General features: G+C 32.1%; 14 protein-coding genes. 7 read left to right on the top strand and 7 right to left on the bottom strand.

The features are described 5' to 3' along the window. Positions 1–140: 140 nt before the first annotated feature. The 4 genes from ACR9ES_RS04115 to meaB form a co-directional block, all read right to left on the bottom strand. Entirely contained in the window at positions 141–1,982 is a 1,842-nt protein-coding gene (locus ACR9ES_RS04115) for a cystathionine beta-synthase (protein ID WP_435255211.1), read from the bottom strand. Between the two features lie 202 nt (positions 1,983–2,184). Further along, positions 2,185–2,964: a hypothetical protein gene (locus ACR9ES_RS04110; protein ID WP_435255210.1), complete on the bottom strand. Its 780-nt coding sequence runs from the start codon at positions 2,962–2,964 to the stop codon at positions 2,185–2,187. Positions 2,965–3,098: 134 nt separating this feature from the next. Next, on the bottom strand, positions 3,099–3,440 hold the full coding sequence (locus tag ACR9ES_RS04105; RefSeq protein WP_435255209.1) for a tRNA-binding protein: 342 nt from the start codon (positions 3,438–3,440) through the stop codon (positions 3,099–3,101). Between the two features lie 10 nt (positions 3,441–3,450). Continuing rightward, positions 3,451–4,524 (bottom strand): methylmalonyl Co-A mutase-associated GTPase MeaB, encoded by a 1,074-nt coding sequence (gene meaB, locus ACR9ES_RS04100; RefSeq protein ID WP_435255208.1) that lies wholly within the window; start codon positions 4,522–4,524, stop codon positions 3,451–3,453. 100 nt (positions 4,525–4,624) lie between these two features. Between meaB and ACR9ES_RS04095 the strand changes: the two genes are divergently transcribed. The 6 genes from ACR9ES_RS04095 (at position 4,625) to lgt (ending at position 10,214) form a co-directional block, all read left to right on the top strand. Continuing rightward, positions 4,625–5,179 carry an RNA polymerase sigma factor gene (locus ACR9ES_RS04095; RefSeq protein ID WP_435255207.1) on the top strand — a complete coding sequence of 185 codons (555 nt, stop codon included), beginning with the start codon at positions 4,625–4,627 and terminating at the stop codon, positions 5,177–5,179. Next, positions 5,172–5,738, top strand: coding sequence for a hypothetical protein (locus ACR9ES_RS04090; RefSeq protein ID WP_435255206.1), 567 nt, complete (start codon positions 5,172–5,174; stop codon positions 5,736–5,738). The genes ACR9ES_RS04095 and ACR9ES_RS04090 overlap by 8 nt, the downstream gene beginning before the upstream one ends. Beyond that, a complete protein-coding gene (locus ACR9ES_RS04085) occupies positions 5,719–7,242 on the top strand; it encodes a hypothetical protein (RefSeq protein WP_435255205.1) in 1,524 nt (507 codons plus the stop codon). Before ACR9ES_RS04090 ends, ACR9ES_RS04085 begins: the two co-directional genes overlap by 20 nt. Before the next feature lie 108 nt (positions 7,243–7,350). Then, on the top strand, positions 7,351–8,832 hold the full coding sequence (gene cysS / locus ACR9ES_RS04080; RefSeq protein WP_274633957.1) for a cysteine--tRNA ligase: 1,482 nt from the start codon (positions 7,351–7,353) through the stop codon (positions 8,830–8,832). Positions 8,833–8,980: 148 nt separating this feature from the next. After that, positions 8,981–9,235: a membrane protein insertion efficiency factor YidD gene (gene yidD / locus ACR9ES_RS04075; RefSeq protein WP_435255204.1), complete on the top strand. Its 255-nt coding sequence runs from the start codon at positions 8,981–8,983 to the stop codon at positions 9,233–9,235. 127 nt (positions 9,236–9,362) lie between these two features. Beyond that, entirely contained in the window at positions 9,363–10,214 is an 852-nt protein-coding gene (gene lgt / locus ACR9ES_RS04070; protein WP_299001312.1) for a prolipoprotein diacylglyceryl transferase, read from the top strand. Between the two features lie 63 nt (positions 10,215–10,277). Here the strand turns inward: lgt and ACR9ES_RS04065 are convergent, their stop codons facing one another. From ACR9ES_RS04065 to ACR9ES_RS04055, 3 genes are all read right to left on the bottom strand, one after another. Next, positions 10,278–10,640 (bottom strand): DUF2200 domain-containing protein, encoded by a 363-nt coding sequence (locus tag ACR9ES_RS04065; RefSeq protein ID WP_435255203.1) that lies wholly within the window; start codon positions 10,638–10,640, stop codon positions 10,278–10,280. A gap of 9 nt (positions 10,641–10,649) precedes the next feature. Then, positions 10,650–10,976 (bottom strand): DMT family transporter, encoded by a 327-nt coding sequence (locus ACR9ES_RS04060; protein ID WP_435255202.1) that lies wholly within the window; start codon positions 10,974–10,976, stop codon positions 10,650–10,652. A gap of 273 nt (positions 10,977–11,249) precedes the next feature. Then, positions 11,250–12,947, bottom strand: coding sequence for a M23 family metallopeptidase (locus ACR9ES_RS04055; protein ID WP_435255201.1), 1,698 nt, complete (start codon positions 12,945–12,947; stop codon positions 11,250–11,252). A 149-nt stretch (positions 12,948–13,096) separates the two neighbouring features. Here ACR9ES_RS04055 and ACR9ES_RS04050 point away from each other — a divergent pair, with 149 nt between their 5' ends. Further along, complete coding sequence (locus ACR9ES_RS04050) at positions 13,097–13,387, top strand: hypothetical protein (RefSeq protein ID WP_274633962.1); 291 nt, start codon at positions 13,097–13,099, stop codon at positions 13,385–13,387. The last annotated feature ends 8 nt before the right edge of the window (positions 13,388–13,395 follow it).

Genomic DNA, 13,395 nt, shown 5'->3' with positions numbered 1-13,395 from the left:
GATAGTAACTCCTATCGTTAAGATTTCTCCCTCCGGTCGAAATGACGTTTTTATTTTGTCATTTCGAACTGAAGTGTAACGAAAGGAGAAATCTTTAAAATAGGAGTCACTCATATAGTCGAAATGACGTTTTGTAGTTCTTAAATACCTTTTACAAAGTCTAAGAAAACTTTTTTATGAAGCTCTAAATCCATATTAGGAGAAAGTGCTACACGTGCAATATAATCTTTATCACCTTCTTTGGTAGTTCCTTGTGTTGAGGTTGCAGGAATTGTCCAGTAACAACCTTTTAACTGTCCGTAGCTTACACAATACTTACTTTCATTCGGAATTTCAGTAATCATTAAATTGATAAGCTTTAAGTTTAAGGCTCTTTTATACGCTTCTTTTTCTTCCGCAGTATTTCCTTTGGTAGGAAGGTCTAACGAAAATACCGATGGTGTAAATCCTTGTGCTGCTAATTCTTCTGAAACAAAATTAATTTTAGCATCAGGTAACACTTCATGAATAAAGTTTACAAATTCACGAGTATTCTTATAAGCGTCACTAATTCGTTGCGTCATCGAAGGCATTTGTGCAGCCAATATTTCATATTGAAGCGGTGTAGCCTCGTTATCGCAAATATGTAAGTGCTTTTCTATTTTTTCTATTAACGCGTTGGTTGTTTTATTTCCAACACAGTATCCAGCAGTACATTTTCCACCACTAGGGAATTTAGAACCACTTGCAAACGAAATAGTTCTAATATTGGCTAACATGTCTGTATCTCCTAAAAAGTGAACATTCGGACAGAAAGTTTGATCTAGAATAAACACAGGATCAACCGCTGTTTCACCAGTAGGAGTCGTACGTTTTTTACTCAAAACATCTCTTAAATCGGTAAGGTTTGGTACTTCTACTCTTGGGTTGGTCGGAATTTCTGCAATGATATACGGAATCGCATCTTGTGCTGCAATGTTGGTTAACACGGTATCGATACTTTCTACCATATCATTGTCTCCATCAACAGGTAAATCAACAATATCTACGTTGTTTAAACAAGCAGCAACACGTCTTGCTTGGTCGTTTGTACCACCATAACAGTTTGGAGGCACTACAATTTTAATAGCTTTCCCTTTATGGTTTTCAAGAGCATCATCAATCAATCCCATTAAAATAGCATATTGTATTGAAAGTCCACTTGAAGCTACTAACGCTTTTGTGCTGGTGTTGGTAATTTCATTGATGAGTCTCTCAACCTTTGCTTTGTTTTGTGCTACGTCAGTTACTGTAACCTCATACGGCTCATCGATAAGACTTTTTAACGCTTTTAATGAATTAGCAGGAGTCATGGCAATAGTTTCTCTTCTTCTTACATGTTGAATGTCTGAAATATAAGAATCGTTTTGCTCACCGTTTACCAATAATAGGCTTCCTAATTCTGGGTGTGTGTTGATGTAGAAATCAACGTTTGGTACAATGGTAAAGTTGCAAATAGCTTCTTGTTCAACAATCAATACTGTGCTACCATCAAACTCAGGAATAGCTTCAACACTATCCACCTTTTTTAATTCAAATTGATATCCGTATACATTTTTAATTACCTCTGCATCAAAAAAGCTAGGGATTTCATTGGTGTACACTATTTGCGTGTTTTTATTAGCAAACAAATTCGCTCTTAACACAGCCAAAACAGGAACTGTTTGTGAAGAAAAACTAATTACATTTGCTGCTTTTGTGTTGTATAGTTTGGCTATCGTCCACTCTAATACAGACGATAACGGATGCCCTAAACGAATATAATCGTATGCAGTAGGCAACTCGCTTAAAGCTGAAGCAGTAGCATTGTTGTTTTTATACAAATCTTCAAACTGCTCTAAAAACTGAGTTTTGGCTAGTTTTTCTACATAAATATCCAGACGGTGCGTGGTTAGGTTTAACCAATCTGCTGGCATATTTTCTACAACATTTTTTATATAAGTATGTAAGTTTTTGTCTTGCATTATAGGTGTCTTTTAATAAGACTGCAAGATACGTTAATTAGATTTTTTTGAAATGTGTTTTTGTTGAAGTTTGGTTAATATGTTTATCTATGATTTGTTGCGTGAAAACCCAAATGATTTTTAGATTAAGAAACAAACAGAGAAAAAAATGCTAGGAAATTTCGATGGGAATTTAAGAAGTAATGAACTATACACGTCTTTGTTAGCTGTAGTTATTTTTTAAATAAGAATGTTTAAACTTTTCTTCTTTTGGATTAATATCTTTTGTTAATTCTAAAAATATTTTTTCTAATTCAATATTTTTTCCAAATAAACTTTCAGTTATAGTTATAACGCTTTTCATAGTTACTAATAAATTAAAGAAACTTATTAAAGATTTGACTAAATAAATATCTTCTTTAGGATTAAAATCGGAAAGAGATATTTTTTTATTTATATCAAGATTCGGATAATATTTTAAAAGTTCCTTCTTTGGATAAAAACGATTGTGCTTAATTGAATTTGAGATTAAGCGTAGTCTATCTCTATCTTCAAATAATTTCTTTTTGCCATAAGTGTCAATTCCTATTTTTTTAAAATCCTTAAAGTTTGTTTTATTTATGGTGTTAAAGTGGTTTAAAATTTCAGCCTCATAATTCTCAATTTTATGATAAAGTCCAACATAAAATAATAAAGTTATTTCGTCTGATAATTTATACTTTGGGTTTTCAAGTATTTTATTAATCTCTTTTAAAAGTTCTTTTTCTCCTTCAGTATATTGTTTTTTAAATTTTGAAGTGTAGTAATTTTCGGTTGTTGGAAAAATATTTTTAAGATAAAGGTCTGCGTACAAGTCCAACTCATTTTGTATTGTTTTAACCCTTAAACTAAATTGTAATAAATCACTAAAAGTTTTAAATAATCTCTCTCCTTTTTCTTTTCCATATTTTTCAACAAAGTCTTTGTTAATCTTGATGTATTCAGATACAATTTTTATTAGCATTTAGTAATTTACTTTTTTGGATTGAGTCCCTTAGATTACAGTCAATTAGTTTAAGAATATAAATCTGTTTTTATGAATTTATATTCAACGTTAGCGAAAGGTAGTAGAAATTAGTTTAAGAATCAAACTAAACCTTACCCAATCTTAGTTCCGTTTTTAACAGCACGTTCGGCAGTTAAAAGCGTAACCTCTTTATCATCACCTAAGCCACCTAATACCAAGCATTCGCTCATCATATTGGCAATTTGTTTTTTTGGGAAATTTACGACTGCTACCACTTGTTTTCCTATCAAGTCTTCGGGTTGGTATAGTTTGGTAATTTGTGCTGAGGTTTTTTTAATTCCGTAGTCGCCAAAATCTACCTGCATTTTATAGGCAGGGTTTTTAACTTCTTTAAAAATTTCAGCAGAAATAATAGTACCAATACGCATTTCTACTTTTGTAAAATCGTTCCAAGTAAGTGTGTTCTCTTCCATATATTTTTAATTATTTGTTACCTAACAATCGTTTCGCAGCCGTAAACGGTGTGGTTTTTCCGTTTTCTAGTTTGGTAACTTCTTGTTGTAACAATTCTTTAATTTTTGGGTTGTTGTAAAAATTACTTTTTAATTGTTGGTTAATGGTTTCTAACAACCAATAGTTGTTCTGTTCGTTTCTTTTTTGTTGAAAATAGCCAGAGTTTTTTGCCTGCGTGATGTATTCATCAATCATCGTATGAATAGCATCAATTCCTTGATGATGAAGTGCACTTGCCAACAAAACTTTGGGTTGCCAACCACTATCTTTAGGAGGATATAAATGTAAGGCTCTGTTAAACTCCACTTTGGCAATCTTCGCATTTTTTTCGTTACCGCTGTCTGCTTTGTTAATCACAATCGCATCTGCCATTTCAATAATTCCGCGTTTAATTCCTTGTAATTCATCACCAGCACCTGCCAACTTCAACAATAAAAAGAAATCGGTCATCGAATGTACCGCAGTTTCTGATTGACCAACACCTACAGTTTCTATAATAATGGTATCAAATCCTGCTGCTTCACATAAAATAATACTTTCGCGTGTTTTTTGAGCTACTCCACCCAGTGAAGTCCCAGAAGGAGAAGGGCGGATAAACGCATTTTCATCAGTAACCAATTCTTCCATACGAGTTTTATCTCCTAAAATACTTCCTTTGTGTACCGAGCTACTTGGATCTACTGCTAATACCGCAACTTTTTTACCTAGTGAAGTCAAATGTTTTCCGAAAGATTCGATAAACGTACTTTTTCCTACTCCAGGCACTCCTGTAATTCCAATTCGTACCGATTTATTGGCGTGTGGCAAACAAGCTTCTAAAATTTCATTTGCTTGTTCTTGGTGTTTTGGATTGGTACTTTCAACCAAAGTAATCGCTCTACTTAAAAAAGGAATGTTTCCTGCTAATATTTGGGTTACAAATTCTTCGGTAGAGGTGCTTTTTCTTCTGCTACGTTTTATTTTTTCTGCGGAAGCTTTGCTAGTCGTTTCAGGTTGTGAAACCCCATCTTTTTCAGTAAGTGCAGATTTGTTTTTATCGGTCATTGTATAGCTAAAACAGAATAATAATGTAAATTTAGAAATAAAAATGCAGGAAAATGCAACGGAGTATAAAAAGACTCGTCTTTAGGGTAAGAAATCAAGAATGAAATCAGCCAAACAGATACATCAACCGGTTATAGATGCCTGTAAAAATAATGATGCAAAAGCGCAAATGCAATTGTATGATTTGTATTGTGATGCTATGTACACAGTGGCATTACGGTACGTGAAAGATTCATTTACTGCGGAAGATGTAATGCAAGAAGCGTTTATAAAAGCGTTTAAAAATATGGATGCTTACAAAGAAGAAGTATCGTTTGGGGCTTGGTTAAAAAGAATTGTGATCAATCAAAGTATTGATTATTTAAAAAAGAGAAAATTAGAATTGATTTCGATTAATGAAGAAACTACCACATTGGTAGATGATGATCATGATAATTGGAATGTAGCATCGACCATATCGTATCAGGATATTGTAAACTGTATTCAACAATTAAAAGAAAAATACAGAATAGTGTTGACGCTGTTCTTATTGGAGGGTTATGACCATGGAGAAATTTCACAAATATTAGGAATTTCGGAAGTGAGTTCGAGAACACATTTATTACGAGGAAAAAAACAAGTACAAGAGCAATTAAAAGCAGTACATCATGTCTAAAGATCTTAGAGAAATACTAAAAAATGAGGTTGAAAACTCAACGAAGTTATCAACAAATCACAGACAGCGTTTTCAACAAAAGTTGATGGATGAATTGCACGAAAAACCATCAACAAGAAAATCATATCAATGGTTATTTGTAGCTGCATCAATTATGTTATTGGTGAGCATAGGGATTAAATTTTATTCAACAAATAATATAGAGTCAGACATTATTGATATTCCAGAAGAATATCGAACTCAAATTAGTTTAGGTTCTATTTCACCAGAATTAAAAACGGTGGAAGATTACTATGTAAACACTATTAATTACGAGTTAAGTCAATTAGAATTAACAAGTGCTAATAAAGAACTTTTTGATGGCTATTTAACCAAAATAGGTGAATTAACCAAAGAATATAAATCGCTAACTCAAGAGCTCAATACAAAAGGAGTTAACGATGATACTATCAATGCATTGATTGGAAACCTGCAACTGCGTTTACAGCTGTTAAAACGTATGCAAAAACAATTACAAGAATTTAAAAATCCAACTCAAAATGACATTCAAACAATTTAAAATCAGTGTTTTTTTACTGTTTATAACTGGCGTTGTATCTGCACAGCAGTACAATAAAAAGTTTAGTGAAAATTTTAAAACCAATAAAGATGTAGTGGTTGCTATAAATGCGTCTAACGCTGAAATAGATGTAACTACATGGAACAAAAACGAAGTTTCGGTAGAAGCAATTGTTGAGATTGAAGGGCTAGGTAAAAAAGAGGCTCAAAAATATTTAGACAATTGGAAATTTGAAGCTTTAGGAAACAAAAGTAAAGTACAAATTAATGCCAACCGAAGTAGTTTTCGTTCTGTAGGAAGCGAGAATATTGTCTTTTTTAATTCGTCGGATAATAATTTCCCGAAAGTATTTGAATACGATACAGAAAGTGAAGTTATAGTGATACCAGAAATTCCTGAAGTAAGAATTCCAGAAATGCCAGAGATCCCGGAAATTGAAATTCCAGAAATTAATTTTGAAGAAATTGTAACGGGATTAGAAGATATAGAGTTCGATTTTGATAAGTATGCAAAAGACGGTGATAATTACTTTTTTCAATGGAAAGATGGTGTAAACGATATTACGATTAAATCGAAAAAAGAATGGGAAGAATTCAAGAAAACAGCTAAATACAAAGAGTTTAAAAAGCACCAAGAAGAAAGAAAAAAAGAAATTCAAGAAGAATTAAAAAAGATTAAGGTAGAAAGAATTAATCAAGAAGAACTTAGAAGAGAAGTGGCGAGAGCTAGAGCTGAGGTTCGAAAAATTAATAGAGAAGAAATCCGAAAGGAGATGGCGATAGTTAGAGAGGAAATGCACAAGGTTAGAGAAGAGATGCATAAAGCAAGAAAGGAAGTGCATAAAAATCGTGTTGGCTATTCTTTTTCATCGGATAGTAACAACTTTATGGTAAATGGTAAAAAAGTAAAAGTTACCAAAAAAATTATGGTAAAAGTACCAAAATCAGCAACGTTTGATTTGAATACACGTCACTGCAAAGTTACGCTACCAAAAACGAAGGCTTCAGGAAAAGTAAGTTACGGAACTTTTAAAGCAGATGCTATTGATGGCGGAAAATTAACCGTGTCTTATTCGCCAGTAACTATTAATTCATTAAACGCTTGTACGTTGTTTTTAAATAATGTAACCGATGCTCAATTAGCGTCGGTTACTAACGCAACGGTAAATTCCAATTCTTCTGAAGTAAAACTTAATAATGTATTTAATGATGTTAAAGTTAATAGTGATTTTGGAGAGTTAGAAATTGTAAAAATACATCCTAACTATAATACTTTTAAAGTTTTTCTAAACTCATCTAAAGCAAATATAAATATATTGTCAATTAAGAAGAAATTAATATATGATATAGGAAAGAAATCTCCTGAGTTTGCTTCAGAGCCGTCGATGAAATTTACTATCCATAAACCTAAAGAAGAGATTAATGGGAGTTTTACAATTTTATCAAATGATAAAAAAGTAGAAATAAAAGGAAAATACAGTCAACTAGAGCTGAAAAAACAGTAGATATATGTAAATAAAACTACTTTTTCCTTAACAAAAATACTGCTAAATTCCATTTCTGTATTCTTTTTAAAGTGCCTATCTTAGCGTTTGTAAATAGTCACTTTTACTATGGAATTATACAAAGAAAATCAACTTAAAATATATAACTCTTTAAGCAAATCAAAAGAGCTTTTTAAACCAGTAACTGAGGGGCGCGTAGGAATGTATGTGTGTGGACCAACAGTTTATAGCAACGTGCATTTAGGAAATATTAGAACCTTTATGTCGTTTGATATGGTTTTTCGTTATTTACTACACTTAGGCTATAAAGTACGTTATGTACGTAATATTACCGATGCAGGTCACTTAGAAAATGATGCAGATGAAGGTGAAGATAGAATTGCTAAAAAAGCGCGATTAGAAGAAATTGAACCTATGGAAGTGGTTCAGCGTTACACGGTAGATTTTCATACAGTAGCCGCAAAATACAATTTTTTACCACCGAGTATAGAGCCAACTGCAACAGGACACATTGTAGAGCAAATAGAAATGATTAAAGAAATCATGGAAAAAGGTTTTGCTTACGAAGTAAACGGATCGGTGTATTTCGATGTGTTAAAGTATAATGAGAAGAATAACTACGGAATTCTTTCAGGGCGTACTATTGAAGATGCTATTCATAATACAAGAGTTTTAGACGGACAATCAGACAAGAAAAATCCACAAGACTTTGCACTTTGGAAAAAAGCAGATGAGCGTCATATCATGCGTTGGCCTTCTCCTTGGAGTGATGGTTTTCCTGGTTGGCATTTAGAGTGTTCGGTAATGAGTACCAAGTATTTAGGAGAACAATTTGATATTCATGGTGGAGGAATGGATTTGAAATTCCCGCATCATGAATGTGAAATTGCGCAATCGCATACTTGCTCAGGAGTACAACCTGTTAATTATTGGATGCACGCTAATATGTTACTGTTAAACGGTCAGAAAATGGCAAAATCTACAGGAAACTATATTTTACCTGATGAAATTTTAACAGGAACAAACGCTATTTTACCAAAGGCGTTTAATGCAGGTGTGGTACGTTTCTTTATTATGCAGGCACATTATCGTAGTATCCTAGATTTTTCAGGAGAAGCCTTGTTAGCTTCTGAAAAAGGGTATAATAAATTAATGGAAGCGATAAATGCTTTAGATAAAATAACTGCTGGCGCAACTTCAACATTTGATATTACTCAATGGAAAGAGGATTGTTATGCTGCTATGAATGATGATTTTAACACGCCTATTTTAATTTCTCATTTATTTGAAGCCGTTAAGGTTATCAATCAAATAAAAGAAGGAAATGCTAGTTTAACTGAGGAAGATTTAACAATGTTAAAAGAAACCATCAAGGCATTTGTTTATGATGTTTTAGGATTGTTAAATGAAACTTCTGAAGGAAATAATTCTGATAAATTAGACGGTGTGGTAGAAATGTTAATTACCATGCGTAAAGAAGCCCGCGAGAACAAAGATTGGGCATTGTCAGATGAAATTCGTGATAAGCTACTTGCTTTAGGTATTCAATTAAAAGACGGAAGAGAAGGAACAACGTTTACAGTGAATTAAATAATAGCTCAATGAGCTAATGATTTAATGAAACAATGATTTAATGAGTTAATTCGATCATGAGTAAATGTGTTAATGAAGTAAGATGTTATTTCGAGTACAGTCGAGAAATCTTTAGTAATATTGAAGAAGCCTTAAAAATCAAAATTTGGAACTAAAAACTATCATAGCATACCCGTTTATATTGTTGGTGCGATTTTATCAAACTGCAATTTCACCGTTTACACCCGCTACGTGTAGGTATTCGCCTACTTGTTCAAGCTACACCATAGAAGCATTACAAAAACATGGATTGTTTTATGGTGGATGGTTAGCACTCAAAAGAATTTTTAGTTGTCATCCGTGGGGCGGTAGTGGTTATGATCCTGTTCCAGAGAAAAAAGAAAAAAATAATCGTCATTAAGAGTAATAACTTCGTGAAGGTTTGCACTCAATTTGACAAAATAATAAGTGTAAAGATTCATTAATTGAAAGATTTCCCGTAATGTTGTTTTTCAATTTTTAAATCTTTTAATTTTTTAATTAGAAATATGAATTTTTTATCCATAGTGTGGGATTGGAACCCAGAATTAATAAACATTGGAGGTTTTGGTATTCGTTGGTACAGCTTAATGTTTGTAGCAGCATTTGTATTAGGACTTCGATTAATGAAAAAGATTTACATCAACGATAACATTCCTGTAGAAAAATTAGATCCGTTATTTATGTACGTATTCGTTTCTATGTTAATAGGAATGCGTTTAGGAGATGTGTTTTTTTACAGTTGGGATTATTACCAAAACCACTTACTAGAAATTATTTTACCAATTAAAAAGCAAGAAGGAGCTTCTGCTTTATTTGGTTTGTTAGATGGATGGAAATTTACAGGGTTTACAGGGTTTGCAAGTCACGGAGCAGCGATTGCTATTCCAATAGCAATGTATTTCTACGCTAAAAAACACTTAAATAAACCATGGTTGTTTATTTTAGATAGGTTAGGAATTATGGTGGCCTTAGCAGGATTTTTTATCCGTTTCGGAAACTTTTTCAACTCAGAAATCTATGGAAAACCTACAGGGAGTAGTTTTGGAGTAATTTTTAAACTAGCAGGAGAAACGGTACCACGTCATCCAACCCAATTATACGAAGCATTTAGCTACTTAGTTTTGTTTTTTGCATTGTGGTATTTCTACTGGAAAACAGATAAAAAGAATCAAACAGGGTTCTTATTCGGGTTGTTTATGGTCGTTTTATGGTCGTTACGTTTCTTTATCGAGTTCTTAAAAGAAGCACAAGTAGAAGGACGTGAAGATTGGGTGTTCAACTCGTTAAATACAGGTCAAGTATTAAGTATTCCGTTAGTGTTAATCGGTTTCTGGTTAATGTTTAGAAAAACGAAGTAAAAAATATATAAAATAGAAAACTCCAAGTGAAAGCTTGGAGTTTTTTTGTGGAAAATAGTGATATTATGTGCGTAAAATTTTCTCCATTTTACGTCCCTTAGCTAATTCATCTACTAGTTTATCTAAATAACGAACTTGTTTAGTTAACGGAGTTTCTATTTCTTCAATTCTGTAACCACAAATAACACCAGTAATCAAATCAGAATTTGGGTTGAGCGTCGCTTCTTCAAAGAAAGTTTTAAAAGTAACTTTTCTGTCAACTAGCTCGTTTACTTTTTCAATATTAAAACCAGTTAACCATTCAATTACTTGATGTAGTTCTTCTTTAGTTCTGCCTTTTTTCTCAACTTTTGTAATGTAATGAGGGTATACAGAAGAGAAGGTTATTTTGGCTATTTTTTCGTCGTGTTCTGGTGTTGTTTTCATAATGTAATATTAATTCGAAACAAATTTAAGCCCTATTATTGAAACGATTAATGTTGTGATAAAGAACAAGCGCCAAAAGGTAGCAGGTTCTTTAAAAACGAAAATACCTATTAACACAGTCCCCACAGCACCAATTCCTGTCCAAACAGCATAAGCCGTTCCAATAGGTAATTCTTGAGTAGCTTTCATAAGAAGTAACATGCTTATTGATAAACAAACTAAAAAGCCGATATACCAGTAAGTAGCTTCAGTTCCTGTGGCCTCTTTTGCTTTTCCTAGGCAAGTGGCAAATGCGACTTCAAAAAGTCCAGCAATAATTAATATAATCCAATTCATTTTTGTTCAGAAAGAAAATAAATTCATTATTCACTATACGAAAATAACTAATTAACAGAAACAAAGTAGGGTAAGTTTATAAACTTCCATAAGACCAGTATATTTTCTGTTTAAAAAGTTTAACAAGAAAGAATCAATTAAGTTAATTTAAGAGAGATTCTCTTGGTTTTGGCATTAATAATGTACCTTGCATCCTTTTAAACACAACATTTTATAGATACATTATTTCCCAATAATTAAGAGACACTTTTTTTATGCGTTGTTTTAAAGAGTTTAGTTTATTTTTTTAAAGAAAGTAGCAGATACAGTTTCAGTATTTCCAACATTGTCAGAAACTACAATTTTAAAAAGATGTTTACTTCCTTCTAATTTTTTATCACTAAAATCATAGGTTAAAATTCCTTTTTTGTGGTTTAATTCCATTAAAATCCATTGACCATTAATAGTAGCGCGGTAGTTTTTTACACCGGTTTCAGCATCTTTAATTTTAACTTTTAGGGTCTTATTTTTAGAAATCCACTGATTATTGCTAAAATTATACAGTTGAATAGTTGGTTTTTTAGTGTCAAAACGTAAAGCGTAACTACCTAAAACTTTAGTGGTAGTGTACACCTTGTCTATTTTTTTCTTGGTAGAAGTATATCTAGGATATTTAGGATTGGTAACATTAGCAATGTACACATGCTGTTTTTGATCTTCGGTTAAAAAAGAAGTTTCAAAAGTAAGAGTATATCGTTTATCAAGCGGAATGGTAGGTTCATGAATTTTAGCCGTACCGTTTTCTACCTTAAAGTCGATGAAACAATCGGTATAAAATGTGTTTTTTGGAAAGGCTACTGTAACATTTTTTTGATGAAATTTATTGAACTCAGCAGCAGTAATTTTGTAATTAGTTGTGTCTTTTTCTTTAAAAACTAAATTACTTTTTACTCCTTGTACCGGAATCCTAATTTTAGAGGTGTTGTTATCAAAATCTTTGGCTATAATTTCAATATTATAATTAGCATTTTCATCAATGTGAATTTTACCGTTATTTATAAGATCTTCGTATAAACTCAATTTATTAGCGGCCACTTTATGGGTTTTTTGAAGTCGATTTTTATATTTTTTGTAGTGTTTATAGTCAATTAACAAATTAATATACTTCGATTCAGCAAATGAAAAGGTTTCAACATCGTGGTAATACACTCTTTTACCATTTACGTTCATTTCTAAGCTGTAAATTCCGTTTTTATTTAAAGCACCATTAAGTCGGTCAAAAACGCTAATTCCAAAACCAATGGTACCGCTAGCTGTAATTTTTTCAGCAACATAATTACCGTTACTATTGTTTTTAAAAGAAATAACAGATTCTAACGAAGAATTATTAATTCGAGCATCATCACTTAATGGATAAGCCATCAGTTTTTGTATGGTAGGAGGGGTGTCATCATGCGCGGTTAATCCAAAATGCATTGGGTTGATAATGTTTTCTGTTTCGGTATCTCTAATTTCATAATGTAAATGTGGACCTCCAGAGCTTCCCGTATCACCAGTATATCCTACAAGCTGCCCTTTTTTTACAGGAAACTTATCAGCAGAAAGAAAAAGATTTCCAGTACTATAATTTTCTTTTTTATACTGAATGTCTTTCACATATTTTTGAATTTTTGGTTCAAAATATTTTAAATGCGCATATACGGTAGTATAACCGTTAGGATGTGTAATGTACAAAGCTTTTCCAAAACCATATTGTTGTACTTTAATACGAGAAACATAACCATCTGCAGGGGCATAAATAGGAATCCCTTCTTTACCTTGTGTTTTAATATCGATGCCTGAATGAAAGTGATTGCTGCGCAGTTCACCAAAAGTACCAGATAGTACCACAGGAATTTTTAAAGGGTTAGAAAAATAGTTTTTAGGGTACTGTTTCTGTGCATTAACAGTTGTGATAAATAGTAATAAAATAAGTGAAAAGTAAAGCTTCAAAGTACAATCGTTTTCAAACAAAAATAGTAAAATAATACTAAGTTGTTAAAGGGTTAATAAACAGTGTTTTGGTAAAAAACACTAAAAGTGTTGCTAATTATAAGTTATATTAATAACTTTGTGAATATAGTTTTATTCTCTAAAAATAAATGAGTAACCCTTTAGAAGCAATTCATTTACTGGAAGATAAGTTGAAGAACTTACTTGCTAACTATGAATTTTTAAAAGAAGAAAACCAAGTATTACTTCAGAATAACGCGGAGTTACAAGTTTTATTACAAGAAAAAGAGAAGCAATTAGAAAAACAGCAAAAAGAATATGCTTTGCTTAAAGTTGCAAAAACTATTGAAGGCAGTAATGAAAATACAAGAGAAACAAAACTCAAAATAAATACTTTAGTTCGAGAGATAGATAAATGTATTTCTCTTTTGAACACATAAAAAAGGTT

The organism is Tenacibaculum sp. A30, assembly GCF_051200845.1.
Classification (GTDB): Bacteria; Bacteroidota; Bacteroidia; order Flavobacteriales; family Flavobacteriaceae; genus Polaribacter.
The sequence above is the reverse complement of the archived record's forward strand: the minus strand, read 5'-3'. Positions and strand labels throughout refer to the sequence as shown.